Source organism: Actinoalloteichus fjordicus (assembly GCF_001941625.1).
Classification (GTDB): Bacteria; Actinomycetota; Actinomycetes; order Mycobacteriales; family Pseudonocardiaceae; genus Actinoalloteichus_A; species Actinoalloteichus_A fjordicus.
Map to the genome: position 1 here is coordinate 6,484,997 of NZ_CP016076.1, position 26,770 is coordinate 6,511,766.

A 26,770-nucleotide genomic window follows, 5' to 3' on the forward strand; every position below is an offset into this window, starting at 1 on the left:
GGCGATGAGAGCCCCGATGGGCCGATCGATCCGTCAGCCGTGTGGCGGCCGCCTTCTCATCCGGGCGTTGGAACCACGCAGCAGGCGCGAGGTCACCATCGCCGTCACCGCACCCGCCCCGATGAGCGCCGCCGCCGAGCGTGGCCCCGGACCTGCGTGCACCGTCACCGCAGGCCTGATCACCGCGGGCGCGGGCGGCGTCGTCGACCGGCGCTCCCGGTTCTCCGGCGCCGTCGCGGTCCACGCCGTGACGAAGAGCAGGAAGCGGGACACCAGGTTCACGAAGACCAACAGGCCGATCACCGAGCCGAAGGCGACGCCTGCGGGCGAATTGCCGATCATCGTGAGGTAGAGGGCGCCGACACGCTTCAGGATCTCGAAGCCGATTGCGGCGAGCAGCGCCCCCTTCAGCGCGCCTCGCACCGAGACGGTCCGGCGGGGCAGCCGGACGAGCACCCACAGGAACACCAGCCCGTTCGCGATCAGGGCCAGCACCGAGGTGACCACGACGAGCAGCACGGAGGCGAGCGGGCTTCGCTCGATTCCCAGCAGATCGAGGATCTGGTGGGCGAAGCCGCTGCCCAGCGCGGTGAGCCCGAAGGAGAGCAGCAGCGCCAGGCCCAGTCCCGCCAGCGAGATCAGGTCGCTGAGGAGTCTGCGCGGCAACGAGGGCGCCTGCCGGGTGTCGTTCCACTGCGCCGTGATGGCATCCCGCAGATTCGCCATCCAGCCCAGGCCCGAGTAGAGCGCGGTCAGCAGGCCGAGGACTCCGACGACCTGCCGCTGGTCGACCGCGCGGTCGATGGTCGTGCCGACCAGCTCGCCGAGACCGGCGGGCAGCGACTCGGCCACCGAACTCTCGAGCCGATCGAGCAGCTCGGCGTTGTTGAACAGCACGAAGCCCGCTGCGGCGAAGGCGACCATCAGGATCGGGACCACCGCCAGCACACTGAAGTAGGTGATCGCCGCCGCATAGTGCTCCCCGTGGCGGTCCTGATAGCGCCCGCCCGCACGCACCAGATGATCCAGCCAGGGACGCCGACGTCGCAGCCGGGCCAGCCGCGAATCATCCTTCTCGGTTCCCGGCTCCGATGCCGACGGCCCTGATGTCGCAGCGGTGTTCATCCGATCAGTCTGACCGCAGTTCAGCGGGACTGCCGGACACCACGGCACCGGGTCGGCGCTCGGCACCGGGCCGTCCCGAACGGCGTGGAAGAGAAGGCGTCCGGCTGGTGTCTCTCCCCGGAGTCGCGAGCCGGGGGCGGGACGAGACTCGGCGCCTGTGAGTCGCTCTGTCCACATCGGAGACAGGCCGCAGGTGCGGCCGTCGAGGCCTGTCCGGTGTTCGACGCCCGCTGTGACGCGGCCTGCGGATCGCAGGCGGGCTACGGCCGGTCTCGGGCCGGTGCGGTGAGAACGGGCCCGCCCACGGACGGAGTCGACTCAGGACGGACGGGCGCCCGGTCTCCGGAAGGATCGCATCGGGTCGTCACGACGGCAGCCCGTCGCGCAGATCCGGTCGAAGTCGGTGACGGTGACAGGGGCGGGATGTCAGAGGTGCGAGGCGATCAGCTCTGCTTGCGGCTGACCCGCCTGCGGCGCAGCACGCCGACGATCAGACCACCGAGACCCAGCGTGACGGTGACCAGTCCGACCGGACCGCCGTAGGCCATGCCGAGGCTCAGGGACGCCTCCTGAACCGGCACGACAGCGGACTCCTCGGAGGCTGCGGCGCTCGCCGCGCCGACCGCGCACAGCGTGAGAGTGAGGGTCGCGATCAGTGCTGTCGCCGTCCGCGAGACCGCACGCGCCGTGCTCACGAAGATGCCTCCTGAACCGTTGCTTCTCGGGTACACCCTGCGGGCCTACTCGGACACGTTCGAACCCACTCGATTGGATGAGCACGTCGAAACGGAGTAGGAAAAACCTACCCTCCGTGCTTCATCCCAGGAGCCGAACCGGGGAACCCGCGACGGCACGGGCATAGGTTAGTGGGGTCCGTCACCGCCTACGCAGGCACCCCGGAAACCGCAACGACCACTGAACACGACGCAGACAGCCACCGGGGTCAATTCCCACAGTGGGTGAAGATCCACACCGGTTTACTAGCGGAAAGTGACCATTAGCAGTGTTTGCGGCACAGCGGTACGACCGCTCGGGGCCGTCGATGGTGCGGTCGGGCCCATCGTGGCGGGTCGACGCAGGCAGGCCGGCAGCCGAACTTCGCGCCACGAGCGGCCTCGTCACTCGGCAGGGCCCGCCGACTCGCCCGAGCAGGCCTGCCGAACGGGCCTGCCCACCGCGACATCGGTTAGGAGAGTGGAGACGTGGAGCGGACAGCACCGACACCGACCGGCCTGCCGGGACGCCGGAACGGGCACTCTCGGCGTCCACTCCGGACCGCCCCCGCCGGTCGTGCGCCGGGCCAGGCCCGCAAGAGGTGCAGACGTCCGCTGGTCATCCGACGAGCAGGCGCACTCGGCGACCGTGCCACGCGCGGCAGCCGTCGAGGTCGACCCGCCCTCCGATCGGCACGATCGCCCGTCAGGTTCGGCACCCGGCGTCATCCGACCCGAGACACCACAGTGGCCTGCCCGCTGATGCGGACAGGCCACCGGTGAATCGACCTCGCGGTCGTGGAGAACTCGCCGTCGTCAAGAAAGACGGTGTTCACGGCGAATCCGACGGAGGATCAGACGAAGTAGCTGGTCCACCGCTGGTTGGCACCGCCGTGGCAGTCCCACTGAACCAGCGCCGAGCCGTTGGCGGTCGAACCGTTGGCGACGTCGAGGCACTTGCCGGTACGCCGGTTCCGGAACTGGTACAGGTAGTCGCCTGTGTCGACGGCCTCCCACTGCTGGTTCCAGCCGTTGTGGCAGTTGTACTGAATGACGCGGGCGCCGTTGGCCGTGGAGCTACCCGCGAGGTCCATGCACTTGCCGGTGCGGCGATTCACGAACATGTAGGACACGCCGGAGTATCCCGGGTCGACGACGACGACCTCGGCCCACTGCTGGTTGTTCGTCCCGGCGCAGTTCCACAGGATCACCGGCGCATTGTTGGCCGAGGAGCCGTTCGACAGGTCGGCACACCGCGAGACGTCGTAGTTGCCCGTCCACCACGGGTCGGTGGTCCGAGGAACCAGCACGGTGTACACCGGCGCAGGCGCCTGCATCGTGGTGACCTCCTCGACGGTGAGGTCGTTGAGCGTGGCAGCGCCCTTGTCGCCGAACGCGGGCCCGTCCTGGGCTGCGGCGGGAACCGTGCTCATGAGCATGACCGCCGTCGCCGCCAGGACGATGGCGCGAACCGCGCGTCGCGCGATGTTCTTCACTAGTTCACTCCTTGAGGTGCCGCGCCTCGACGACCGGCCGACGACGAAAATCGCGGCAGGCGGACATCGAGGCACGGGGGCATTCGGAAACAGGGCTGGTGAGCGGTTCGTCGTGTCGTACACCTGTCGGCCGACCGGCAGGACAGTTGTATCGAACCGGGCTGACAATTCTCGGCGACCGCACCGGAAGCAATTCCGGCGCCGCAGCCCGCCGAGGGCGGCGACCTCGTCAGATCATTCCCGGCAGACCGAACCCGGTCAAGTCGGTTATCGACGTCGGCACCCCTCGAATGCTCTGAGGAGCGCGGTGGCGACCATTACGCCAATTGGTGGAATCACGGTTGATCCACCAACCCGGCGAACGCCGTCGTTTCCCGGCACCTATTATCGTCGACAGTAAGTGATATTCACCTAGTGCTCAATCGAGGTGATCTTTTCACCGGAGCCGAGCATTGCGGCACCCTGAATACCCGCCAGACCGACAGTCGACCTCGTCGAGCGCTATCCACAGCCGTCGATCCTTCGAGATCGCGAACCCGATTCGTCCACACCGTCACCTGGTCCTAGCCGTGTCCGTCATGATCGGACGACGCTACGTTGATACAGGTTCGAGGCCGGAGGGTGCCGAGATGACTGCACTGGTGGACGTGTACATCACAGTCCCGGCGGGAGGCGGCACTGAGGCCGAGACACTGCTGCTGGTCGAAGGGGTCAGCATCGACACCGCAGAACTGATCGCGGACCGGTCTGTCTGGCCCGTTCTCACAAAGAAGAGCGAATGTGCTCGATGTACGGAGGAACCGCTGACCGAGACGGAGCACTATGTGACTCCTGTCGCAATCAGCTCGACAAAGGCGACTGAATACTTCGCCTGGATGCAGCTCCCTCCCGCCGGTGGCAAGGTCCCGTGGAGCATGGTGGCTCACCACATAGCGCCGGGAGAGGTGACTGCGTTCAGCTCACACCTCCGGCGTCGGGTGAGCGTCCAGCCGATGCCATGACGAGGCCGGGCAGGACGGGCGTCAGCGCTTCGCGCCGACTCGGCGCCAGCCGAACTGCCTGACCATGTCACGAGTGTGACCGGGCTTCGAGGTCGGCACATGGGCAGTACCCGGCTGATTCAGGCTGCTGACGCCAGTCCTGCTACCGATCGAAGGCGACGGTGACGGGGGCGTGATCCGACCAGCGCTGCTCGTGGCTCTCGGCTCGCTCCACCACCGCCGACACCGCACGCGCGGCGAGGTCGGGGGTCGCACAGGCCAGGTCGATCCGCCATCCGCTGTCGTTGTCGAAGGCACGGCCCCGATAAGACCACCAGGAATACGGCCCGGGTCCCTCCGGGTGCAGGGTACGCATCACGTCGACGTAGCCTGCCTCGTCGTACACGCGGCTGAGCCAGGCCCGCTCCGCAGGCAGGAAGCCCGCCTGCTTCTGGTTGCCTCGCCAGTTCTTGAGGTCGATCTGCTGATGGGCGATGTTCCAGTCGCCGCAGATCAGCACCTCGCGATCGTCGGCGGCGGCCTTGGCCCGCAGCTCGACGAGGTAGGGCAGGAACGCAGCCATGAAGCGTTCCTTCTCCTCCTGCCGCTCGGTGCCGACATCACCGCTGGGCAGATAGAGACTGCCCACCACCAGCCCGGGCAGCTCGACCTCGACGTACCGACCGGACTGGTCGAACTCCTCGACGCCGAAGCCCACCCGCACGGCCGACGGCTCGACGCGGGTCAGCAGCGCGACGCCCGCCCGGCCCTTGAGCGAGCTGTGCGCCGACACCACGTGCCAGCCCGCGGGTTCGCGCAGCGCGGCGGGCAGCTGGGCAGGCTCGGCTCGGACCTCTTGAAGACAGACGACGTCGGCCGAGGTGGCCGCGAGCCACTCGACGTAGCCCTTCTTCGCTGCGGCACGCAGGCCGTTGACGTTCACGGTGGAGACGGTCAGCACGGCCCGAGCCTAACCGCGCCGGTCACGGGTCCCGTGGCCCCCGTGCTGTGCCGTCGCTCTCACGACGACGGTGCGGGCCGGGGGCTCGGCCAGACGTCGAGTTTTCCTCCCTCGAACGTGCTGTCCGGCGTTACCCTTACCACCATGGATGCGAGCGCCGACAACACTGCGACGGGGAAGGCAGGCGAGCCGATCGCGATTCGCGCGTCCAACGCCGAACGAGAGACCTACGCCGTCCGTCTTCAGGAGGCCTTCGCCGAAGGCCGACTCGACGTCGGCGAGCTCGATGACCGACTCGCACGCGCCTACGCCGCCAAGACGATCGCCGAGCTAACCCCGCTCGTCGCCGACCTGCCGCCCATTGCGGGCACGCCCGCCGCCGCAGGCCAGGCCTCGCTCGCCCATCCGCAGGCCGCCTCGATCGCCGCAGCGAACGGCGCAGGCCTGCACGGTCCGGCCAAGCTTCGACTTCAGGCGGGCGCGATGGGGCTGGAACGGTCGGGAAATTGGCTGGTGCCTCGCCGACTGGTGGTCGAGTCGAAATACGGGTCGGTCAAGCTCGACCTGGCGTCCGCGACCATCCCGCATCCGGAGGTCGAGGTGGCGCTCGACATCAAGTACGGCGGCATCGACATCATCCTCCCGCCCGACGCCACCGCAGACATCGACGGGTTCCACTCCAAGTGGGGCTGGCAGTCGCTGAAGGTGCCGTCGGTCCGGACCGGCCGGTCGCTGCACGTCGCGATCACCGGAACCAACAAGTACGGGCCGGTCACCGTGCGGTATCCGCGCGGGCTCTGGTGACCTCGGGAGCTGCTCCCGTCTGCTGAGGCGGGCGGTGCGGCGGCATCAGGGCCCGCCCCACACCTGACGCCGAGGAAGTCAGGGGGATCTGAGCTGCGGAGTTCTGAGCGGCAGGAGTCTCAACAGCAGGTTCTCAGCGGCAGAGTTCGCCGGAGACGTGCCGGAGGGTATCGGCCATCACCCAGCGGTCTCTGCCGAGCTGCCGGTAGCCCTCCTGTTCGACCTGATGGGCTCCGATCACCATGCCCGAGGTGAGTTCGCCGATCACCGGGTGCTCCGACGCCGGTCCGGCATGGACGGGTACTGCGCCCGCGACGACCTCGAAGTCGCACGGCGTGCCGAAGAGCGGCGCCTTCGGTGTCACGTCCGCCTCGGAGGTCTCCTCGCGGTCCGTCAGATAGGCGAGACCGATCACCGCTGCCGCGATGATGATCAGAGTTCGCTTCGGCATCCTTCGTCCACCCCCGGTCCGCGATCCGCCTGGTGCTCCGGCAATCGAGTCCAGATATAGAACGCGAACGGCGAACACGAAGAACCGAAGCGCCGGAGACCACTCGGGCAGGTGACAAACGAACTCAATGTGGGGGAGCGAAACTCGGGGTGGTCACGAAGAGCCATCCACCCCGCCGGCCGCCGGGGACGACCGGCGTCTCAGCGGAGCTCGAAGCGCTCCCGCAACGCCGCAAGCACCGGACCGGCGGGAAGGCCGTTCCCTTCCGCGAGGCCGGGGACGACAGCCTGGATGAAGGGGGCCACGTCCGCACGAGCACGCAGCAGGAAACGCTCCCGGTCGAAGCGGCCGCTGATCCGCTTCCCACGCGGGTTGACGACGGCGACAAGCGCCACCTCGATCGGCGAGCGCGCCCAGCCGAGGTATCGAGCCGCCTGGAAGAGCGGGATGCTGACCAGCATCAACAGCCGCTCGACCACGAAGAGCGGCACACAGCACAGCCAGATCAGCGCCCGCAGGAGCAGGCCGAGGAAGTACACGAACTCGATGACCCAGCCCGCGATCAGGAGGAAGGGCAGCATCAGGAGGACGCCGAGGAATCGCAGCACCGAGCCTGCGGCGCCGCGTCGACGATGCAGGCGGTTCTCCCGCCGTTGCGCACGTCGTCGACGCCGCTCCTCGCCCGCCGAGCCCTGATCACTGCGGCCCGCCCCGAAGCGAGTGGAGGCGATCGCGACCGGCTTGATCATCGGTCGCCAGCCACTGAGCAACGGCCGAACGGTCCATTCCCGCCCGCGTGGATCGATCACCCGCGTCGTCGAACTCATCGTCTCCCTCGACAACTGGACAGGTTCGGGGCCGTCGGTCGAGCCCGGACAGACGAGGAGCCCCCGACGTCTACAGACGTCGGGGCGCCCCTCGACAGGGTCGCGGCCAGGCGGTCAGACCTAGGCCAGCTTCTTCGCCAGATTCTCGTCCAGGCTCGCCAGGAACTCCTCGGTGGTCTGGAAGCCCTGGTCCTTGCCGACCAGCACGGCGAGGTCCTTGGTCATCTTGCCACTCTCGACCGTCTCGATGACGACCTTCTCCAGAGTGTGCGCGAACTCGATGACCTCAGGGGTCTCATCGAGCTTGCCCCGGTGTGCCAGTCCTCGGCTCCACGCGAAGATCGACGCGATCGGGTTGGTGGAGGTCGGCTTGCCCTGCTGGTGCTGCCGGTAGTGCCGGGTGACCGTGCCGTGCGCAGCCTCGGCCTCGACCGTGCGGCCGTCCGGAGTCATCAGCACCGAGGTCATCAGGCCCAGCGAGCCGAAGCCCTGCGCCACGGTGTCGGACTGCACGTCACCGTCGTAGTTCTTGCAGGCCCAGACGTAGCCGCCCTCCCACTTGAGCGCGGAGGCCACCATGTCGTCGATCAGCCGGTGCTCGTAGGTGAGCCCCTGCTTGTCGAACTCGGCCTTGAACTCCTTCTCGAAGATCTCCTCGAACACGTCCTTGAACATGCCGTCGTAGGCCTTGAGGATGGTGTTCTTGGTCGACATGTAGACCGGGTAGTTGCGCTGGAGGCCGTAGGCCAGCGAGGCCCGCGCGAAGTCCTCGATCGACTTCCGGAAGTTGTACATGCCGATGGCGACGCCGCCGCCCTCGGGGAACTGCGCCACCTCCAGCTCCAGCGGCTCGCTGCCGTCGGCAGGCGTGTAGCTGATCGTCACGGTGCCGGGGCCGGGGACCTTGAAGTCGCTGGCCTTGTACTGGTCACCGTGCGCGTGCCTGCCGATGATGATCGGCTTCGTCCAGCCGGGCACCAGCCGAGGGATGTTCTCGATGATGATCGGCTCGCGGAACACGACGCCGCCGAGGATGTTGCGGATGGTGCCGTTGGGGCTCCGCCACATCTTCTTGAGGCCGAACTCCTCGACCCTGGCCTCGTCCGGCGTGATGGTGGCGCACTTCACGCCGACACCGTGCTTCGCGATCGCGTTGGCCGCGTCGATGGTGATCTGGTCGTCCGTGGCGTCGCGGCTCTCGATGCCGAGGTCGTAGTACTCCAGATCGACATCGAGATAGGGGTGGACCAGCCGGTCCTTGATGAACTGCCAGATGATCCTGGTCATCTCGTCGCCGTCGAGCTCGACGACCTTGCCCTGTACCTTGATCTTGCCCATGATCGCGGGCACTCCTCTCCCAATCCGTGCGAGGACGCAAGCGGTACAAGCGTACTGGTAACTACTTGGGATCACTCACATCCCACGAAATCGCAAGGTCTACCCTCCTTCCGAGTGATCTTGAGGGGGCGGTATGGCTACGGGGCCGACACATGCGATCAGTGGGCTGGCGGCATGGGCCGCCGTCACCGCATTAGCCAGTGATGGGACCGTCGGACAGCTCTCGGCACAGAGCTGGGTGATCGGCGCGACGCTGGCCTCCGGGGCCGCGCTGCTGCCCGACATCGACCATCCCAGCTCCACCGTCACCCGTACCTTCGGCGCGATCAGCCAGGGGCTCTCCAAGGCCGCCGTGACCCTCAGCTCCTTCATCTACAAACTCACCAGGACGAAGAAGGACTCCGACCGCGACGGCGGCCACCGAGGGTTCACCCACACCATCGTCTTCGCCCTGTTGATGGGCCTCGCCGTCACGGCGATCGTGCAGGCCAGCAACGGCACCGCCACGGCGGTCGTGATGTTCTTCTACGCAGGTCTGGCCATCCGAGGCATCATGCACAAGTGGTGCCCCAAGCGGGACGCGATGCTGATCGCGGGCGCCTCCCTGGTGCTGACCGCCCTCTGCACCTGGTGGGCGAGCGGCGAGGAGCACAACGCCGCGATCTTCGGCCTCGCCGTGATCATCGGCTGCGTCGCCCACTTCCTTGGGGACGCGATCACCTCACAAGGCTGCTCGATGCTCTGGCCGATCCCCATCGCAGGCAAGACCTGGTACCCGATCCGCCCGCCGGAGGTCATGCGGATGAGCACCGGCGGCAAGGTCGAGATGAAGATCCTCCTGCCGCTGCTGACCGGTGCCGCGGTGATCTTCTCCGCCGTGGTGGCCTACCGGGTCGGCGCCGCCCCGTGGCTCGCGGACATCGGCCTCATCTCCTGACGCGCTTTCACGATCGGGTGATCCCCATCGAGAAGATCAACTCCGTAACATGGGACGGTATCCCGACCTTTCCCGCGAGGAGCTGATCGACGATGGCCGCACGACCATCCACCCTGCGTGTCGCCCTGATCGGGGCGTCGCTGTGCGTGCTCCTCGCAGGCTGCTCGGAGGCCGAGAACCTGCGCAACGAACTCGATCAGGCGGGCGACGGCCTGAACCGGGTGCAGGTCTGTGCCGAGGCGCTCGGTCTGGCCGACTTCAACCCTCAGGTGCCGACCGCCGAGGAGGCCGCGCAGGCGGCTCAGGAGCGGATCGACGAGCTGGAGGCGCTGGCCACCGAGACCACCGACGCCGATGTCGCCCAGGGCCTGCGGGACATGGCGGCCTCGCTGGAGTCGGTGGCGAACGCGGAGATCACCGCCGAGGACGTCGAAGGCTGGACACAACAGCAGGCCGACCGACTGGCCGAGCTCCAGGAGATCTGCACCTGAGCAGGTCATGTCGGGTGAGGCCTGACCGGGACCGGCGCTGAGGCTCCCGGCCGGGCGCGGCAGAAGGTGTCCTCCGTCGGCGCACTCGGGCGGGCCGGGGTCGAGGTTCTCGGCCTGGCCCCGGTTCAGCCCTCATCGCGGATCACACCGGCAACACAGGCCTCAGCGGTACCGCATGACTCGGACGGCCGTCGTCGGTCGCGCCCCGACTCAGCCTGCCGTACAGGGCGCCGTGATCTCCTCGATGAGCTCCCCCGCCAGCTCCGGCGTCGCGGCGATGACGCCGGACCAGCGCAGGCTCAGATCCGGGTTCAGCTCCAGCGGCCTGCCGTGGACGTCGACCACCACGCCGCCCGCAGCGGGCACGGTCACCATCGCCGCAGCCAGGTCCATGATCCGGTGCACGCCTTCGCCGACGGCGGCGAAGGCGTCGATCGACCCCTCGGCCACCAACACCGCCTCCAGGCAGGTGGTGGACAGCACCCGGATCCGCGCGGCCCGCATGGCCACCCGCTGCCAGGCCTGCATGGTCGCAGGCTTCGGTCGCAGCAGGCTCAGGTTGGCCCCGGTGAGGCTGGTCCGCCCGCTGGTCCGGAAGGGCGTCGGCGTGCCGGCCAGCGCGTGCCAGGCGCGCCCGGTGTCCAGCCAGGTGGTCAGCGCCTCGCTCGGCTCCCCGTCGACCGCCAGGACGCCCGCGAAGCACGACAACGGCACACCCGTTGCGGCATTGCTCGATCCGTCAACCGGATCGACGACCATGGTCACCGCCGAGCCGTTGTCGACGAATCCCACCTCCTCGCTGAGCAGGTTGACGCCGTGCCGACGGGCCACGTCTGCGACGGCGTCCTCCACCATGCGGTCGAGCAGCATCGTCGGCGTCCCGTCGGCACCCATGGCGACCTCGTAGCCGAGTTCGGCTCGGGTGTGCCTGCGTCGAGCCAGCCCGTAGGCAGCCGAGGCCGCCCGGGCGGCGTCGGCCAGCGCGGGATGCACCCCCTCCGACAGCACAGGCTCCGGCACCGGCCAGTCGATCAGGGTCGCACTCCCCGTCCGCCCGGCCGTCTGCTGCCCGGCTGACTTCTCCTCGGCTGTCTTTTTCTCAGGGGCCACCCGCGAACCGTAGCCGGCCACCCCGACGCGGTCGAGCACGGCTGGGGGGCGGATCGGGCCGCTGTCATCCGCAGTGAGGTTTCCTCGGCGACCGGCCTGGATACGCCCGCTGTGGAGGTGATGCTGATGCACGCCGCAATCGGAGACCGGCTCCACATCCACGGTCGGGTCGTCGGACAGCCGGACCGACTCGCCGAGATCCGCGAGGTACGAGGCTCGGACGGCGAGCCGCCGTACCTGGTGGTCTTCCCGGACGGAACCGAGTCGCTCGTGTATCCCGGTCCGGACTGCGAGATCGAGCAGCACGGTTCGGACGATCTCGGCTGAGTCCGTCGGCGGATCGTCCGTCCCCGGACTCCGCACGCCGCGCGACGGCCGTTCGGTGCGCTGCACTCGATCCTGACGGACCCGACCATCGGCGGCCGCCCGGGCGTCGCCGACGAGGACTTCGACCGAAAGACAGATCTGCCCGGACCGCCTGCGGCGGTCCGGGCAGATCAACGTCGCGTTCCGGGCGGGCAGCCCGTCCTGCGACGGACCCCGCGCAAGTGGGGCCGCTGTGTCTCAGAGGCTCTGGACGTCGGCCTGCTTCGCGCGGACGGCCTCGGCCGCCGCCTTCAGCTCGGTCAGCTCCGAGTCGGAGAGATCGCGCTCGACGACCTTGCGGATGCCCTCGCGACCCAGCTCCGCGGTGACGCCCAGGTAGACGCCTTCGATGCCGTACTCGCCGTCGACCCACGCACACACCGGCAGCACGGTGCCCGCGTCCTCGTGCACGGCCTTGGCCATCCGAGCAGCGGCCGCAGACGGCGCGTAGTACGCGGAACCCGTCTTGAGCAGCGCCACGACCTCGGCGCCGCCGTTGCGGGTGCGAGTGACCAGCTCGTCGATCTTCTCGGCGGGCAGCACCTCGGACAGCGGCTTGCCGTCCACCGAAGAGGCGGACGGGACCGGGACCATCGTGTCCCCGTGCGAGCCGAGCGTGAGGGTGGTGACGGACGAGACCGGCACCGACAGCGCCTCGGCCACCGAGTTGGTGAAGCGGGCGGTGTCGAGGATGCCTGCCTGGCCGAGCACCTTGTTCTTCGGGAAGCCGGTCGCCAGCTGGGCGAGCGCGGTCATCTCGTCCAGCGGGTTGGACACGACGATGACCACGGCCTCCGGCGCGTGCTTCGCGACGTTCTCCGCAACCTGGCGCACGATCTTCGCGTTGGTCTCGATGAGATCCATCCGGCTCATACCGGGCTTGCGCGGCAGGCCTGCGGTGATGATGACGATCTCGGCGCCCGCCAAGACCTCGTAGCCCGAGCCGTCGCGGTCGGTGGTCTTGCCGACGACGGTGGTCTCGAAGCCCTCGACCGGACGGGACTGGTTCAGGTCGAGAGCCAGGCCCTCGGCCTTTCCGTCGACGATGTCGGTCAACACCACGGTCTCGAAGATGTCGTACTCGGCCAGCCGCTGAGCGGTGGTCGAACCGTAGAAACCGGCGCCGACTACGGCGACCTTGCCGGAACGTGCCACTGGACGGGTCCTCCCTGATCACAGGCGGAGAGGTCCTGGGCGCGGCGGAGGTCTGGAGAAGGCAGGAGCGTGGGGATCACCTGTCGGCGACGGCCACGGCACCGGGACCGCTTCGTCGGGCGGCTGCCCGACGGGGCGAGGTTATCAAGGCCCCCGGCTCCACCACCGCATCTGGTGAGCAGGCTCTCGTGGTGACCGCAACGCGGCCCGTGTCGATCCCGGCTCCCGTCCCGGCGCCGGGCCTGCCGCCGAATCAGCCTGCGCTGTGATCATCTCTCCCTCCGTTCAGCGGCCCCTGGATCAGCGGCCCGCCGCGAGCACCGCAGGCCGCTCGCCGCACTGATCACGCCTGCACGGTGGCCGATTCGGTGCGGAAGTCGAAGTCGACCGGATCGAGCCAACCGGCGGCGGTCGGACGACTCGCCGTGTTGACCTGGGCTGCCCGCCTGGATTCCCCCCGAAGACGTCGATCCGAAGCACGCTCGCGAACGACGCGGATCACGGAGCGAGTCGATCGTCAGGACGAACACCACCACTCTGCGACACCGAGATCACCCGAACGGCCCAGCTCACTCCACTTGGGACCCGGCAGGATGGCTACGACGGCGCCCTGTCACGACAGACCGAGCCTGACATCCGAACGGGCGAACGTTTACCGTGTCGCGCGTGGAGACGACTCAGCCGAAGCACCCCCCGAAGATGTCCATCAGGGCGATCAACCTCGCCGATGTCGAGACGGCACAGGCGATCCTCGAACTACAGCGCGCCGCATACCAGGTCGAGGCCGAGCTGATCGGCTTCGAGGACATCCCCCAGCGCACCGAGACGCTGGAGGAGCTGCAGAACAGCGGGGAGAGCTTCCTTGGCCTCTACAACGAGGACGGGCTCGCCGCGGCAGTGTCCTGGACGCGACCGTTCGACGGCACGCTCGACATCTGCAGACTGGTGGTCTCGCCGACGGCCTTCCGCCGGGGCTACGCGACCGCGCTGCTGGACACGCTGGAGGCCGTCGAGCGTCCACGCCGGACGATGGTGACGGCCAGCGAGGCCAACGCCCCGGTCCTGGCGCTGTACGAGCGCAAGGGCTTCTCACCGACCAGGACCGTCGAACACGTGCCAGGACTTCGGCAGGTCTACCTGGAGCGGCGCTCCGCGTGGCTCGGCTCCGACAGCCCGATCCTGCGGATGATGATGGCCGCAGCCTCGCGTGAGCAGCCCGCGCCCGGCACGCCGCCCAGGCGACGCAGGTCAGCCGAAGGGACCACCCTCGATGGTCAGCGACACGAATAGCACCAACGTGCCCAGCACGCCGTAGCAGAGCATGTCGACACCGGAGCCTCGGATCTTCAGCAGCCCGGCCTGCTCGTCCGACAACAGGACCCGCAGGCCCGCCGCGAGCAGCAGGGCGAAGCCGACGAGCGCGGCGCCCTCCCGCCAGTAGCCCATCGTCACGCGGACGAAGCCGAACACGACGATCGCGAGCACTAACAGAAAGGAGAGCTGGGAGGTGCCGACGTGATCGCGACCTCGACTGTTCACGCCGACCGCACCGCCCGCTCGGCGGCCTCGACCACATTGGTCAGCAGCATCGCCCTGGTCATCGGGCCGACACCGCCGGGCATCGGGGCCACGAAGCCCGCGACCTCGCGGGCTTCGAGCGTGACGTCTCCCACCAGCCCCTGGTCGGTGCGAGTGATGCCGACGTCGAGGACGGCCGCGCCGGGCTTGAGCATCTCGGCGGTGATCAGCCCCGGCCTGCCCGCAGCGGCGATCACGATGTCGGCCCGACGTACCTGAGCGTCCAGGTCCTTCGTCCCGGTGTGGCACAGGGTCACGGTCGCGTTCTCGCTGCGCCGGGTGAGCAGCAGCCCGAGCGGGCGGCCCACCGTGACACCTCGTCCGATCACCGTCACCTCCGCCCCGGCGATCGGGACGTCGTAGCGCCGCAGGAGTTCGACGATGCCGCGCGGCGTGCACGGCAGCGGCCCGGGCTCGCCGAGGACGAGCCTGCCCAGGTTCACCGGATGCAGGCCGTCGGCGTCCTTGTTCGGGTCCATGCGTTCGAGCAGCGCGCCGGTGTCCAGTCCGCGCGGCAGCGGGAGCTGCACGATGTAGCCGTGGCAGGCCGGGTCGGCGTTCAGCTCGTCGATCACCGCCGCGACCTGCTCCTGGTCGGCATCCTCCGGAAGGTCGCGGCGCAGGGAGGTGATGCCCACCTTCGCGCAGTCGGAGTGCTTGCCGCGGACGTAGGCGGCCGATCCGGGGTCCGCGCCGACGAGCACGGTGCCCAGTCCCGGTCGCACACCCGCGTCACCCAGCGCGGCGACCCTGGTGCGGAGGTCGTCGTAGATCGCGTTTCGGGTGGCCTTGCCGTCAAGGATGGTGGCGGTCACGGGTGTCATCGTCGCAGACGGGCGCTCAGGCGCGTCGGCGGCCGGGCAGCAAGGCGAGGACCACCGCGACCAAGGTCAGTCCGCTTCCCACCAGCGTGGTCGCGGTCAGTCCGGCGTCGGACGACGGAGTGAGGAGATCCAGCAGGACGGCGCCGATGAGCTGCCCCGCGATGGAGCTCAACCCCAGCAGCAGCACGCCGATCCTGGCCACCACCATCGCGCCGAGGGCGATGAACAGCACGCCGATCACGCCGCCCAGGTACAGCCACGGCTCGCTCGGCAGGGCGGCGGGTGGTCCCGTCACGAGCAGGGAGATCAGGAATGCCACGATCAGCACCGCCGTGCCCACGATGAAGTTCACCAGGGTGGCGGGCATCGCCGAGCCTGCTGCGGCGCGCACCCGTCCGTTCACCGCCTGCTGCCAGGCGATGCCGACGCCCGCGAGCGCGGGCAGCACCGCGAGGATCAACGTCTGCGGATCGCCCAGACTGCCGGACACCGCGATCAGCACGGCGAGCACGGCGACGACGGCACCCGCGACCCGCAGGGTCGTCACCTGACGCACACCGCCGGGGCCGATGCCGAACCGGTCCACCAGCAGGCCGCTGGCCACCTGACCGCCCACCACGGCGACGGTGAACATGGACACGCCGATCGCGGTGGCCGTGAGGCCCTGGCTGAGGACCAGGAAGGCACCGCAGGCGCCGCCGAGGCACTGCCAGGGACGCAGAATCGGCCCCGCCGCACCGTCACGTGCCCGCAGCGCGCCCGCGACCCGACGCATGCCCTGTCGCCCGGCGGGCAGCACGAGCACCAGTGATCCGACCACGATCAGGCCGACGCCGAAGGAGATCAGCGCGGCGGTGAAGCCGCTGCCGAGGCGGTCGGCCAGCTCACCGTTGATCCGGGTCTGAGTCGCGACGGCGCCACCGGAGATCACGGCGGCGATCAGCACGGGGGCGGCCGCCGTCGGCCGGGCTGCGACTCTGGCGAGATCGTCGGTACTCCGCTGCGCTGCACGCTGATTCCGCTGTCCGGTCACGTCACGACATCCTGCGCTTCGGTCGACGCCTGCGCAGCAGGCCTGCGTGGAATCTGTAATGCGACTAACACCGCAAGAACGCCGAAGAGCGTGGACGCCCCCGCCGCCGCCCCGAGCGACCCGACGTCCAGTACCCAGCCGATCGAGGTGGCGGCCAGCGCGGAACCCGCGGTGGAGGCCGAGGCCAGCCAGCCGAAGACCTCGGCCCGCTGATGCGCAGGAGCCAACTCGCCGAGCCTGCTGTTGGCCGCGGCGAAGGCCGGAGCGATCGCGGCCCCGCCCGCAGCGAGGATGAGGCCGACCAGCCAGGGCGTGGGCTCCGGCGTCATCGGCGGCAGCACGGGGATGAGCGCGCTGAGGCCGAGGGTCACCAGCGTCATGCGCAGCACCAGGTTCGGCCTGCCGCGCAGCCCGCCCGCGATGAAGCCGCCCACCAGCGAGCCCACCGCCCAGACCGCGACGAGGACGCCCGCCAGCTCCGGCGTCCCGCGTTCTCTGGCCCAGGCGATGATCACCAGATCCACCGCGATCAGCGCGGCGACGATCATCATCGCCATGGTGATCGTGGGCAGGACTCCTGCTGCCCGCAGCACGAATCCGTTGCGCGGCGCCTCGGAAAGGGCCGAGGGCGGTTCAGACGCCGACTCGGATAGGCCGTCGGAAGCCCCGGGAGCCTCGTCGCCCGCCTGTGCCTGCACCGGCCGGAGCTCCGATCGCGCGAGGGCCGCCGCGAAGCCGAGCGCTCCGGTGACCGCGAACAGCCCGCACAGCACCACGGCGGCGGGCGGGCTGACGAAGGCCACGGCCAGCGCCGCGAGCATCGGCCCCACCATGAACAGCAGTTCCGTCAGGGTCGCCTCGACCGCGTAGGTCGCGTTCCTCGCCGCTGCTGGCTCGACCTTCGCCCACACCGCCCGGCTGACCTGACTGACCGGCGGCATCGCCAGCCCGGTGAAGAACGCGATGACGGGAGCCGCAGGCCAGAGACCTCCGGGCAGGGCGGCCAACAGGAAGAGTCCGCCGCCGTAGCAGAGCCCCGTCAACAGGAGCAGTCTCGTCACGGAGCTTCGATCAGCGGCTCGGCCGCGTAGGGGGCCTGCGATGCCGGTTCCGACGGTCAACGACGCGGCCACCACGCCCGCGAGGGTGTACGAGCCGGTCCAGTCGGTCACCAGGAAGGTCAACGCCAGGGCGGTCGCCGTCGTGTGCAGTCTGCCGAACAGCGACCAGAAGAGCAGAGTGGGAAGGCGCCCCACAGAGGCGAGCAGGCGATAAGGCGTGAACACCGGCACAGTCTGCCCGCCGGTGCCGACATTTCCGATCGATTGATCCGGCGGATCAGCTTCGCGGCTCGGCAGGGAACCGCATCTGACACGTACGCTCGATCATGGCCGAGGTGTCACTCCCTGCCGAGGAGGGGTCGGCATGACCGAACACCACATCGACACTCCACTGCGAACCGCGGAACAAGAAGAGATCATCCGAGAGATCGGCCGGGCACTCCGGGCGTCGGCACCACCCGACTGGCACGAGATCAGGCTCCACTACCGTGCCACGGTGGAGATCGGCGAGGCCGAACTGGAAGCCACCGCCACCACCGGCGAGGTCATCCGGTGGGACCACCCGATCGAGTGCGCAATGTTGTTCGATCACCTACGGGAGGGGATGAGACGAGCAAAGGAGGGAACCTGGTTCACCGCAAGTTGTGTGATCAACCGATCAGGTAATTGCACAATGGAGTTTGATTACAATTCCGCCCCTTCCTGGCGCTCCCCCATCCCTCCTTCGGCTTATCTCCACGATCTTCAGCGTTTCCCCCGTTCCGAAGAACACACGCCGCCCTGGCTCCGTGAGCAGCGCGACACCGCCCGTAGTCAGCACGTTCGTCAGCTCGACGGCTTCTCCACCGCGTAGTGTCTGGTACCGGATTTTGCGCGCCCCGTCCCCACGATCCAACGTCCGTCAGAGAGGATGTGGTCATGTCCCGTCCGACGGCGAACAGTCCGGAAGATCAGGCAGTACTCGCTCGTGACATCGGCATGGCGTTGCTGCAGGCCGCACCGCCAGGGTGGCAGCAGATCCGTGTGGAGTACCGAGCCATGGGCGGCTTCACCGACTCGGTGGGCAAGGTGATCAGCGAGGACGGCTCGTCGTCCTCGTGGGAGCCCCCCGCCGACTGTGGGCCGCTCTTCGAGCGACTGCGCCAGAACATGTACGACCCCGAGAAGGGCACCTGGCTCTCGGCGCTGTACGTGGTGGAGCGTCCGTCGAACTACCGGATCGACGTCAACCTCGACAAGAAGGTGCCGTGGGAGCCGCCGCTCCCGCCGGAGGCCTTCGAGGAGGAGCTGAACCGGTACCCCCGGCCGGAGGCGCGCATCCCGCCCTGGTTCTGGCGCGGGCTGGGCAGGCCGGAGAGGCCGCAGCCCGCCGACTTCGACCGGGCCGAGGGGAACTACCCGGAGGACCAGTTCGCCGCGCCGTCTCGACCCGACCCCTCGATCCGGCGGCAGGGACACGACGACGAGGCGCACACGGACTACCTGCCGGAGGTGCCCGCCGACGGTCCCGCCCCCGGCCACGGCGGCGCAGGCACGAACGGGGCGAGCTTCGAGGCGACGTCCGGCGAGGGCGCGGACTTCCGACCGAATCGCTTCGACGGCACTGGCCAGGAGTCCTTCCCCACCCAGCAGTACTCGGCGCAGGGCTTCGGCGACTCCGACGGCGACTTCCCGCAGCAGGCCGAGTCCTACCTGGGCGAGAACGACTACGAATACGCCGACGATGACGACGTCGATCAGCCCGCCGCACCCGACTTCCAGCTCGCCAGGGTCTTCGACGGCACGCGGGAGGACGGCAGGCCGCTGATCAACCGGCCGCCGGTCGACCCGGCCGAACGCGAACAGCTCGTGGGCTACCTGCGGACCGCGCCCGTCGTGCTGTCCTCCCAGGGCCTCGCTCCCGATCCGTTCGCGGGCGAGGGCCGTCCTTCGGTGCCGATCAGCTGGCACACGGACGGATTCTGGATCTGGCCCGCCGCCGTGGGATACCACCTGGCCAGGCACGGCGTTCCGCCGATTCCGGAACTGGTGGAACACATCAGAGCCCAGGAGTTCCGGCTGCCCAGCGTCCACCAGGAGACCCGGGACGCCGCGACGGAACTGCTGTACCAGGTGCTCCCCGATCCGCGCGACGAGCGGCAGAACGATCGGTCGGCCCGGACGCAGGCAGTGCAGAACCAGGACGACGAGGACCCCTACGACTCGCTTGCCAGCGACGTGACGGGCATCCTCCCGGCCGCGATCGACATCGACGACGAGCCGCACCAGGCACCGCAGGCGCAGGCCGATGTCGAATCGCCCGCGAGACAGGGCAGGCCCGGCCGCCAGTCGTCGCAGACGTCGCAGGAGATCGGGCATGAGGACCCGGCGGGCATCGACGACCGGCCGGAATACCCCGACGGCTATTACGACGAGGGCTACCGCGAGCAGCCCGGTTATCGCGAGGAACAGGCCGAGGAGAGCCACTTCGACGGCGTGGCGCTCGGCGGCGACGCGGGCGGGGTCCATGAGGTGGACGACGTCCGCAGTGCGCGAGACCCGCGCGACGGTCGGGAACTCCACCACGGTCGGGACGCTCACGACCAGGGCTATTCCGACGACCAGGGCTACCCGGACGACCAGGGCTACCCGGACGACCGGGGCTACTCCGACGACCGGGACCTCACCGACGGCCGGGGCGGAGCCGCCGCAGTCGACGGCCGTGCCGATCGTGATGTCGTGGGCGGTCGGTACCCCGACTATCAGGCCGACGACCACCTCGGCAGCGACCACCTCGGCAGCGACGACGTCGCCGAGGCGACCGAGGAGGTGGACCAGGCGAGTCTGGATCAGCTCCGCGAACGCCTGGCCGATCTCGGCGTCGACGACTCCGCCTATCGCATCGGCGGCACCGAGGACGACGTCTGGTGTCTGCTGCGGGAGGGCCGGAACTGGTCGGTCTTCTGGTCGGAGCACGGCGAGCGCTACGACGAGATCAGCTTCGATCAGTCCAACCAGGCCTGTGCCTACCTGTTGGGTGCGCTGTTGATGATGCACCCGTCCGAGGCGGCGTACTCGCCCGCACCGGAGGCGGAGGTGGTCGAACGGCCGCGCGGCAGGCAGTCCTTCGCCGAACCGGACTACACCGAACCGGACTACACCGAACCGGGCTACGCGGAGCCGGGTTACCCAGAGCCGGATTACGCCGAACACGGCGTCGACGACGCCTCGCACGTCGAGCAGTCCGAGGCGCTGCCCGACTATCGAGACCACGAGCCGGTCAGCGAGGCACCGGTCATCCGACCGCCGAGGGCGATGGACGAGGAGGAGGTCGCCGACCTCTTCCGCAACGGGGGGCTGGTCCTCCCGCCGTCCCGTCCCTACGCCGATGAGCCGACGAGCAGCACCTACCCGGCACAGACCGCCGGGTACGAGTCCCCGGAGGCAGATCCTTCGATCGACTCCGCTGCCGACACGGCATACGACGAGCCGCAGGCAGCAGGCTATGAAGAGCCTGCGGCCGTCGGATATCAGGCACGGTCCACCGGATACGAGCCGGAGCAGGCTCGCGTGCCGAGCAAGCCGGGCGGCCGCCGCCGCGCAGCCGAGCAGCCTGCCGACCATGAGTCCTACGAGCAGCAGCCCGCCGAGACGAGGCGCTCGTCCTACCGGGACGAACCCGAATACGACCGGCAGGATGCGTACGCCAGGCAGGACGAGGCGGACTACGCCCGGCAGCCCGCCGAATACGCCGTCGGAGCCGACGACGGCTACGACACGGGGCAGCAGCCGGACGCCGATTACGCACGGCAGGACGAGCCCGAGTACGCCCGCAGGCCTGCGGGCGAGTTCACACAATCGGCCGTGATCGACCATCGCAGGCCAGACGTCGAGTACGCCCGGCAAGGGGCCGCCGACTACGCCCAGCAGGCAGGAGCGGACTACGCGGGAGCGCAGGACTCCGTCGATCGCGGCTACGACACCAGGCAGATGAACGCGGTCGAGATCGACGCCGAACTCGACGACGACCGACCGGCTCAGCGGGGTCCGGGCCGGCAGGAGCCCTATCAGCCGGAGACCTATCAGAACGAGCCGTATCAGCCGGAGACGTACCAGGACCCCCAGTACCAGTCGGGCGGTTATGAGCGCGACGGCTACGAGCACGACTCCTATGCGGGCGAGGGCTACCACGACGGCGCGGTCGACTCCGACGGCACTGCGGCTCAGGACGTGCGCGATCAACGGTTCGACCAGGACGGGTATCGCAACGGGTCGTACCGAGGCGATCGGCAGCACGACGACCAGTACCAGGACGACGACCAGTACCAGGACGATCGGGACGCGGGCGCCCGCCCCGGCAACGTCCCCCTGCCGGAGGCGGACCTCCCGGCGAGGCCGACCGGCCGACGCGGCGTCGGCGACTACGACACGAGACAGGCAGGCGGCTTCGAGCCGAGGGCGACCGAGGAGTACGAGCCGAGGCAGGGCGGCAGGCGCGCAGCCGCCGCCGACCATGGCGGTGCCTCGGACGACTACGAGCTGGGGGCCGACCTCGGCACCTCGCCTCGGCGACAGGCAGGCGGCAGCCAGCCCGCGCCGCAGGCGGCGGCCCGTCCTCAGCAGGCGGCGGAGCAGCAGAGCATGGTCCGGCCGCTGCCCGGCGAACCGCCGCTCACCCTCTTCCGTGAGCGCAGGCTGCTGATGCTGCAGGCGGGAACCGAGGTCGACCGTTTCGGCGAGCCGAGCGGCAACGTGACCTACGCGGCGGGGACGCCGTACAGCAGGCGTTCGCTGCCACCGCAGTGGATCAAGCGCGGCTACCACACGTACCGGCTGCTGCGGCCGCTACAGGTGCTCACCGGCATCGCGGTGCCGTGGTTCGAACAGCCCGGTGGCGGTGTCTCCTACGTCCTGCCCCGGTCGATCACGGACCTGATCGAAGACGGCGCCTTGGCGGAGATGACCGATGTGGAGCCGCCCGGCGTGGAGTGACGGCGAGATCCTCGGGGGCCGGGTGGTCCCCGAGGATCGTCGGAGGCTACTCGTCGATGACGAGCCCGTGCGCCGCGGAGAAGGCCATCGCCACCGGCAGATCCGCCCGCGCACCCCACAGCTTGACCTGGCGGAACGACTTGGCGTCGATGCGGGCACCCCGTAGATCGGCCTCTTCCAGGTTCGCGTCGGTCAGCCGTGCCCCGGTGAGATCGGCGTCGCGCAGATCGGCCCGGCGCAGATCGGCTTCGAACAGGTCGGCCTCACGCAGCCGCAGCCCGGAGAGGTCGAGTCCACGCAGATCGGCTGCGGGCAACGCCACGAGGGTGAGGTCGGTCTCCCGAAGGGTCAACGGCCGCAGCCTGCTCTGGCGGAACCGCGAGCCGATCAAGGTGCAGCCGTCGATGACCGCACCCAGGAGCACGGTGCGGTCGAAAGTGCAGTTTCGAAACGCGGTGGCGGTGTGCCGGGAACCGCTGAGGTCTGCCCCGGTGAAGTCGCAGTCGGTGAACGTGACGTTGTGCGTCTGCATGCCTGCAAGATCGGCATCGGTGAAGTCGCAGCCGTGCAGGCTCCGCCCCCGCCAGTCGGCACGGGCCAGCACCGCGTCGCTGAAATCCTCGCCGACCGTCTCTTCCTGGGTGTCCACCACAGCACCCTAGCCGGCCACGCCGGCTTGACAGGCGCCCTGTCATTGCCAGCACCGCCGGGCCTCGGTTGTCAGCGGAACCGCTGCTGCGCCCCAGCGTCGCCCCGCGATATGACGATGCTCGCCACCGTCCACACCGAGTACTGCACCCTCGCCGGGCGGCAGCGGCTGAACGGCGGCCTGCTCGCCCATCGGTCCCCGTTCGTGGGGGCGGACTTCTTCATGTCCGTCGGCGGCGGGTCAGCGGGTCAGCAGGTCAGCAGGGGGGCATCGCCGACCGCCGATAGCAGGACGGCGCTGCGGCGAGCCGGTCGGATCGGCGTCATCTGAAGTCACGTGACCGCCCGGAGATCCGCATCGGCAGGTGGGTCACGCGGTCGGCCTGGAGGGTCACCACCGTGCCGTTCCGCTCCACGATCCCCCGCACCAGCAACGCCGGGCTGTTCCGTGCCACCCGTCGATATCGTGCCCACAGGGTCGGGGTGCAGACCACATTGACCATGCCGGTCTCATCCTCGATGTTGAGAAACGTCACCCCGCCTGCGGTGGAGGGTCGTTGTCGGTGAGTCACCGCACCACCGATCAGCACTCGCCGCCCGGACTCGACGGTCTTGAGCGCTGCCGTGGGCAACGCACCCAGCCGGGTCAGCCGATCCCGGACGAACTCAGTCGGGTAGCTGTCCGGTGAGACCCCGGTGGCCCAGACGTCGGCGGCGGCCGTCTCGACCGCGTCCATGCCCGGCAGCATCGGCGGCTGCCCTGCGGTGGAGAGTCCGGGCAGCCTGTCCGCCGCCTCGCCCGCAGCCGCGCCCGCCGTCCACAACGCCGCCCGTCTGCTCATGCCGAAGCACTCGAAGGCACCTGCGGTGGCCAGTGCCTCCAGCTGCGCGACGGTGAGCCGCTGTCGACGGGCCAGATCGGCCATGTCGAGGTAGGGCCCGTTCACGGTTCGGTCCGCGCAGATCGCCTCGGCGAGATCTGCACCGATGGTGCGGACCTCACCGAGCCCGAGCCGCACCGACGGCATGGCGGCGGGCTCGGGCTCGGCAGCAGCGCAGTCGGCGGCGGTCTCGGTGGCGGACCCGGCGAGTGTGGCAGACCCGACAGGGTCGGCCGAGCCCATGGCGGCGGCAGGGTGCACCGGGTCGGCTGGGCCTGCGGAATCGGCTCGACCCACGGAGTCGGCTCGGCCGACAGAGCCGGCAGAGCCGACAGGGCCTGCTTGGCAGGCAGGCTCTGCGGAGGCGGAGGCGGAGGCGGAGGCGGCCTGCGCCTGTTCCAAGGTGGCATGCGGCAGGCTCGCGTTGATGTCGGGCCGCAGCACCCGAACGCCGTGCCGCCGCGCATCGGCGATCAACGACTGCGGCGAGTAGAAGCCCATCGGCTGCGCGCGCAGCAACGCGGCACAGAAGGCGGCCGGGTAGTACGACTTGAACCAGGCACTGGCGAAGACCAACAGCGCGAAGCTCAACGCATGGCTCTCCGGGAAGCCGAAGTCCGCGAAGGCCAACAGCCTGCGATAGATCTGCTCGGCCAGCTCACCGGTGATCCCGTTCGCCTGCATCCCGTCGAAGAGCCGCTGGCGCAACCGCTCCATCCGCCTGCTCGACCGTTTGGAGCTCATGGCCCGACGCAGCTCGTCGGCCTCCGAAGCGGAGAAGTCCGCCACATCCACTGCAAGCTGCATCATCTGCTCTTGGAACAGCGGCACGCCCAGCGTGCGCTGTAGCGCGGGTTTCAGCCGAGGATGCTCGTAATCCCACTCCTCCAGCCCGTTTCGCCGCCGGATGTACGGATGCACCGACCCGCCCTGGATCGGCCCCGGTCTGATCAGGGCGACCTGGACGACCAGGTCGTAGAACTCCCGAGGTCGCAGCCGGGGCGAGGTCGACATCTGCGCGCGACTCTCGACCTGGAACACGCCGACCGTGTCGGCCCGACGCACCATCTCGTAGACCCGGTCGTCCGTCAGGTCCAGGCCGCCGAGATCCACGGTGACCCCGTGATGCTCGGCGACCAGGTCGATCATGTAGTGCAGTGCGGACAACATGCCGAGCCCCAGCAGGTCGAACTTGACCAGGTTGATCGAGGCGCAGTCGTCCTTGTCCCACTGCAGCACCGACCGACCCGGCATCCGGCCCCACTCCACCGGGCAGATCTCGCTGACCGGCCGATCACAGATCACCATTCCACCGGAGTGGATGCCCAGGTGGCGGGGAAAACCCTCCAGCTGGGCCGCCAGCTCCAGTACCGGGCCGGGGATGTCGGTGTCGTCGGTGGTGCCGTTCAACGGCCCCCATCGTTCGATCTGGCTGCTCCAGGCGTCCTGCTGTCCCGGTGAGAATCCCAGTGCCCTGGCGACGTCGCGCACGGCGGATCGGGACCGATAAGTGATGACATTGGCCACCTGCGCCGAATGATCGCGTCCGTATCGCCGGTAGACGTACTGGATCACCTCTTCTCGACGATCCGACTCGATGTCGAGGTCGATATCGGGCGGCCCGTCTCGCTCCGGCGCCAGGAATCGCTCGAACAGCAGCCCGAACCGGACGGCGTCGACGTTGGTCACGCCGAGGGCGAAGCACACCGCCGAGTTCGCCGCCGAGCCCCGCCCCTGGCAGAGGATGTCCTCTCGCAGGCAGAACTGGACGATGTCGTGGACCACCAGGAAGTAGCCGGGAAAGCCGAGCTCGTTGATCACCTTCAGCTCGTGCTCGATCTGGCGCAGCGCGGCGGGCAGATTCTCCGTGCTGTGCCTGGCTTCCGCACCCCGCACGGCCAGCTCACGCAGGTAGCTCGACTCGGTGTGCCCGTCGGGAACGTCGAAGGGCGGCAGTTCCGGCGCGACCAGCCGCAGGTCGAAGGCGCACTCCTCGCCCAGTCGGGCCGCAGCCGCCACTGCCGTCGGATATCTGGCGAACCTGGCCGCCATCTCGCCGCCGGAACGCAGGTGTGCGGCCCCCGAGGCGGGCAGCATGCCGTCCATCTCGTCCAGGCTGCGGCGAGCCCGCACCGAGGCGACCGCCGTGGCGAGTCGATGTCGGGAGGGCATCGAGTAGTGCACCGCGTTGGTCGCCACCACCGTCAGACCGAACCGCTCGGCCAGTACGGCGAGGGCGTCGTTGATCTCGCTGTCGGCGGGCAGACCGTGATCGACGAGTTCCACCACCACGTTCGTCGCGCCGAACAGACCGATCAGACGCTCGAGCTCCTCCGCCGCCCGCTCCGATCCGCTCTCGGCCAGTGCCGTCCGCACCGCCCCCTTACGGCAGCCGGTCAGCACCACCCAGTGACCGTCCGCATGTTCCGCCAGTCGCTCCAACCGGTAGACGGGCCGTCCCTTCTCGCCGCCCGCCAGCTGAGCCTCGCTGATCGCCCGGCACAACCGGTGATAGCCGGCCGGATCGCGGGCCAGCACCAGCAGATGGGTGCCCTCCGGGTCGGCCGCCCCGTTCTGCGGTCCGGTGAGCCCCAGGCTCAACTCGGCGCCGAAGACCGTCCGCACGCCGTGCTCCGCAGCTGCCTCGGCGAAGCGCACCACGCCGTACATGCCGTCGTGGTCGGTGAGCGCCAGCACGCGCACACCGAGCCTGGCGGCCTCCGCCACCAGCTCCTCCGGATGGGCGGCGCCGTCGAGGAAGCTGAAATTGGAGTGACAGTGCAGTTCCGCATAGGGCACCACGGCGGGCGCAGCAGGCTCGGTCGGTTCGGCAGAGTCCGGCGTGGCGGCTCGGGAATCGCGGTGCTCGTCGATGACCGAGGTCAGCAGACTGTCGCGAGTCCGTCTCCGTCGCCTGCTCCAGGCGGGCGGCTCCTCCTCAGTTGCCGCCGGACGCGCGTCACCGGTGAGTCTGCGTTCCAGTTCCGGCCAGGGAACCGGCGGATTGTGCCAGGCCATGG

At 69.2% G+C, this 26,770-nt stretch carries 24 protein-coding genes; 9 read left to right on the forward strand and 15 right to left on the reverse strand.

Going from position 1 to position 26,770, the window contains the following annotated elements:
• Nucleotides 1-33: 33 nt before the first annotated feature.
• The 3 genes from yhjD to UA74_RS27715 form a co-directional block, all read right to left on the reverse strand.
• Nucleotides 34-1,125, reverse strand: a complete 1,092-nt coding sequence (gene yhjD, locus UA74_RS27705) for an inner membrane protein YhjD (protein ID WP_075742821.1) — start codon at nt 1,123-1,125, stop codon at nt 34-36.
• Between the two features lie 443 nt (nt 1,126-1,568).
• A complete protein-coding gene (locus UA74_RS27710) occupies nt 1,569-1,820 on the reverse strand; it encodes a hypothetical protein (RefSeq protein ID WP_157434471.1) in 252 nt (83 codons plus the stop codon).
• An 872-nt stretch (nt 1,821-2,692) separates the two neighbouring features.
• Nucleotides 2,693-3,334 carry an RICIN domain-containing protein gene (locus UA74_RS27715; RefSeq protein WP_075742823.1) on the reverse strand — a complete coding sequence of 214 codons (642 nt, stop codon included), beginning with the start codon at nt 3,332-3,334 and terminating at the stop codon, nt 2,693-2,695.
• 629 nt (nt 3,335-3,963) lie between these two features.
• Here UA74_RS27715 and UA74_RS27720 point away from each other — a divergent pair.
• Nucleotides 3,964-4,335: a hypothetical protein gene (locus UA74_RS27720; protein ID WP_075742824.1), complete on the forward strand. Its 372-nt coding sequence runs from the start codon at nt 3,964-3,966 to the stop codon at nt 4,333-4,335.
• Between the two features lie 142 nt (nt 4,336-4,477).
• On the opposite strand, the gene UA74_RS27725 is transcribed toward UA74_RS27720, so the two are convergent.
• Entirely contained in the window at nt 4,478-5,275 is a 798-nt protein-coding gene (locus UA74_RS27725; protein WP_075765766.1) for an exodeoxyribonuclease III, read from the reverse strand.
• Nucleotides 5,276-5,419: 144 nt separating this feature from the next.
• Between UA74_RS27725 and UA74_RS27730 the strand changes: the two genes are divergently transcribed.
• Entirely contained in the window at nt 5,420-6,079 is a 660-nt protein-coding gene (locus tag UA74_RS27730; protein WP_075742826.1) for a DUF1707 SHOCT-like domain-containing protein, read from the forward strand.
• Between the two features lie 133 nt (nt 6,080-6,212).
• On the opposite strand, the gene UA74_RS27735 is transcribed toward UA74_RS27730, so the two are convergent.
• The 3 genes from UA74_RS27735 to UA74_RS27745 form a co-directional block, all read right to left on the reverse strand.
• The gene (locus tag UA74_RS27735; RefSeq protein ID WP_075742827.1) at nt 6,213-6,530 is read right to left on the reverse strand and encodes a hypothetical protein; all 318 of its coding nucleotides are present in this window, start codon (nt 6,528-6,530) and stop codon (nt 6,213-6,215) included.
• A 200-nt stretch (nt 6,531-6,730) separates the two neighbouring features.
• Nucleotides 6,731-7,357 carry a hypothetical protein gene (locus UA74_RS27740; RefSeq protein WP_075742828.1) on the reverse strand — a complete coding sequence of 209 codons (627 nt, stop codon included), beginning with the start codon at nt 7,355-7,357 and terminating at the stop codon, nt 6,731-6,733.
• Nucleotides 7,358-7,477: 120 nt separating this feature from the next.
• The gene (locus UA74_RS27745) at nt 7,478-8,695 is read right to left on the reverse strand and encodes an NADP-dependent isocitrate dehydrogenase (protein WP_075742829.1); all 1,218 of its coding nucleotides are present in this window, start codon (nt 8,693-8,695) and stop codon (nt 7,478-7,480) included.
• 133 nt (nt 8,696-8,828) lie between these two features.
• On the opposite strand from UA74_RS27745, the gene UA74_RS27750 reads away from it, so the two are divergent.
• Both UA74_RS27750 and UA74_RS27755 read left to right on the forward strand, forming a co-directional pair.
• Nucleotides 8,829-9,632: a metal-dependent hydrolase gene (locus UA74_RS27750; RefSeq protein ID WP_075742830.1), complete on the forward strand. Its 804-nt coding sequence runs from the start codon at nt 8,829-8,831 to the stop codon at nt 9,630-9,632.
• A 92-nt stretch (nt 9,633-9,724) separates the two neighbouring features.
• Complete coding sequence (locus UA74_RS27755) at nt 9,725-10,123, forward strand: bacteriophage spanin2 family protein (protein WP_075742831.1); 399 nt, start codon at nt 9,725-9,727, stop codon at nt 10,121-10,123.
• Nucleotides 10,124-10,333: 210 nt separating this feature from the next.
• Here the strand turns inward: UA74_RS27755 and UA74_RS27760 are convergent, their stop codons facing one another.
• A complete protein-coding gene (locus tag UA74_RS27760) occupies nt 10,334-11,233 on the reverse strand; it encodes an inositol monophosphatase family protein (protein ID WP_318533272.1) in 900 nt (299 codons plus the stop codon).
• 126 nt (nt 11,234-11,359) lie between these two features.
• Here UA74_RS27760 and UA74_RS27765 point away from each other — a divergent pair, with 126 nt between their 5' ends.
• A complete protein-coding gene (locus UA74_RS27765; protein ID WP_075744312.1) occupies nt 11,360-11,560 on the forward strand; it encodes a DUF1918 domain-containing protein in 201 nt (66 codons plus the stop codon).
• Between the two features lie 237 nt (nt 11,561-11,797).
• On the opposite strand, the gene UA74_RS27770 is transcribed toward UA74_RS27765, so the two are convergent.
• Nucleotides 11,798-12,754, reverse strand: coding sequence for a malate dehydrogenase (locus tag UA74_RS27770; protein ID WP_075742832.1), 957 nt, complete (start codon nt 12,752-12,754; stop codon nt 11,798-11,800).
• Between the two features lie 666 nt (nt 12,755-13,420).
• Between UA74_RS27770 and UA74_RS27775 the strand changes: the two genes are divergently transcribed.
• Complete coding sequence (locus tag UA74_RS27775; protein WP_157434472.1) at nt 13,421-14,044, forward strand: GNAT family N-acetyltransferase; 624 nt, start codon at nt 13,421-13,423, stop codon at nt 14,042-14,044.
• Here UA74_RS27775 and UA74_RS27780 read toward each other — a convergent pair.
• The 4 genes from UA74_RS27780 to UA74_RS27795 are packed head-to-tail and all read right to left on the reverse strand — an operon-like array spanning nt 14,003 to nt 17,475.
• The gene (locus UA74_RS27780) at nt 14,003-14,293 is read right to left on the reverse strand and encodes a DUF3017 domain-containing protein (RefSeq protein ID WP_075742834.1); all 291 of its coding nucleotides are present in this window, start codon (nt 14,291-14,293) and stop codon (nt 14,003-14,005) included. The genes UA74_RS27775 and UA74_RS27780 overlap by 42 nt on opposite strands.
• Nucleotides 14,290-15,147: a bifunctional methylenetetrahydrofolate dehydrogenase/methenyltetrahydrofolate cyclohydrolase gene (locus UA74_RS27785; protein WP_198042865.1), complete on the reverse strand. Its 858-nt coding sequence runs from the start codon at nt 15,145-15,147 to the stop codon at nt 14,290-14,292. Before UA74_RS27785 ends, UA74_RS27780 begins: the two co-directional genes overlap by 4 nt.
• A 25-nt stretch (nt 15,148-15,172) precedes the next feature.
• Nucleotides 15,173-16,189, reverse strand: coding sequence for a DMT family transporter (locus UA74_RS27790; protein ID WP_318533273.1), 1,017 nt, complete (start codon nt 16,187-16,189; stop codon nt 15,173-15,175).
• Nucleotides 16,186-17,475, reverse strand: coding sequence for an MFS transporter (locus UA74_RS27795; RefSeq protein ID WP_083684174.1), 1,290 nt, complete (start codon nt 17,473-17,475; stop codon nt 16,186-16,188). The genes UA74_RS27790 and UA74_RS27795 overlap by 4 nt, the downstream gene beginning before the upstream one ends.
• 139 nt (nt 17,476-17,614) lie before the next feature.
• On the opposite strand from UA74_RS27795, the gene UA74_RS27800 reads away from it, so the two are divergent.
• Both UA74_RS27800 and UA74_RS27805 read left to right on the forward strand, forming a co-directional pair.
• Complete coding sequence (locus tag UA74_RS27800; protein WP_075742836.1) at nt 17,615-18,103, forward strand: hypothetical protein; 489 nt, start codon at nt 17,615-17,617, stop codon at nt 18,101-18,103.
• Between the two features lie 65 nt (nt 18,104-18,168).
• Complete coding sequence (locus tag UA74_RS27805; protein WP_157442337.1) at nt 18,169-22,221, forward strand: glycohydrolase toxin TNT-related protein; 4,053 nt, start codon at nt 18,169-18,171, stop codon at nt 22,219-22,221.
• 46 nt (nt 22,222-22,267) lie between these two features.
• Here UA74_RS27805 and UA74_RS27810 read toward each other — a convergent pair whose 3' ends face one another.
• Entirely contained in the window at nt 22,268-22,870 is a 603-nt protein-coding gene (locus UA74_RS27810) for a pentapeptide repeat-containing protein (protein ID WP_075744315.1), read from the reverse strand.
• A 117-nt stretch (nt 22,871-22,987) separates the two neighbouring features.
• Here UA74_RS27810 and UA74_RS27815 point away from each other — a divergent pair, with 117 nt between their 5' ends.
• Nucleotides 22,988-23,200, forward strand: coding sequence for a hypothetical protein (locus tag UA74_RS27815; protein WP_157434474.1), 213 nt, complete (start codon nt 22,988-22,990; stop codon nt 23,198-23,200).
• Here UA74_RS27815 and UA74_RS27820 read toward each other — a convergent pair.
• The gene (locus tag UA74_RS27820; RefSeq protein WP_075742839.1) at nt 23,193-26,768 is read right to left on the reverse strand and encodes an error-prone DNA polymerase; all 3,576 of its coding nucleotides are present in this window, start codon (nt 26,766-26,768) and stop codon (nt 23,193-23,195) included. The two genes, UA74_RS27815 and UA74_RS27820, sit on opposite strands and share 8 nt — an antisense overlap.
• Nucleotides 26,769-26,770 lie beyond the last annotated feature (2 nt).

Excerpts from the sequence above, each read along its gene's own strand:
- yhjD (WP_075742821.1), bottom strand. The coding sequence starts at position 1,125 with ATGAACACCGCTGCGACATCAGGGCCGTCGGCATCGGAGCCGGGAACC.
- UA74_RS27720 (WP_075742824.1), top strand. The coding sequence starts at position 3,964 with ATGACTGCACTGGTGGACGTGTACATCACAGTCCCGGCGGGAGGCGGC.
- UA74_RS27730 (WP_075742826.1), top strand. The coding sequence starts at position 5,420 with ATGGATGCGAGCGCCGACAACACTGCGACGGGGAAGGCAGGCGAGCCG.
- UA74_RS27735 (WP_075742827.1), bottom strand. The coding sequence starts at position 6,530 with ATGCCGAAGCGAACTCTGATCATCATCGCGGCAGCGGTGATCGGTCTC.
- UA74_RS27740 (WP_075742828.1), bottom strand. The coding sequence starts at position 7,357 with ATGAGTTCGACGACGCGGGTGATCGATCCACGCGGGCGGGAATGGACC.
- UA74_RS27745 (WP_075742829.1), bottom strand. The coding sequence starts at position 8,695 with ATGGGCAAGATCAAGGTACAGGGCAAGGTCGTCGAGCTCGACGGCGAC.
- UA74_RS27750 (WP_075742830.1), top strand. The coding sequence starts at position 8,829 with ATGGCTACGGGGCCGACACATGCGATCAGTGGGCTGGCGGCATGGGCC.
- UA74_RS27755 (WP_075742831.1), top strand. The coding sequence starts at position 9,725 with ATGGCCGCACGACCATCCACCCTGCGTGTCGCCCTGATCGGGGCGTCG.
- UA74_RS27765 (WP_075744312.1), top strand. The coding sequence starts at position 11,360 with ATGCACGCCGCAATCGGAGACCGGCTCCACATCCACGGTCGGGTCGTC.
- UA74_RS27800 (WP_075742836.1), top strand. The coding sequence starts at position 17,615 with ATGACCGAACACCACATCGACACTCCACTGCGAACCGCGGAACAAGAA.
- UA74_RS27805 (WP_157442337.1), top strand. The coding sequence starts at position 18,169 with ATGTCCCGTCCGACGGCGAACAGTCCGGAAGATCAGGCAGTACTCGCT.
- UA74_RS27815 (WP_157434474.1), top strand. The coding sequence starts at position 22,988 with ATGCTCGCCACCGTCCACACCGAGTACTGCACCCTCGCCGGGCGGCAG.
- UA74_RS27820 (WP_075742839.1), bottom strand. The coding sequence starts at position 26,768 with ATGGCCTGGCACAATCCGCCGGTTCCCTGGCCGGAACTGGAACGCAGA.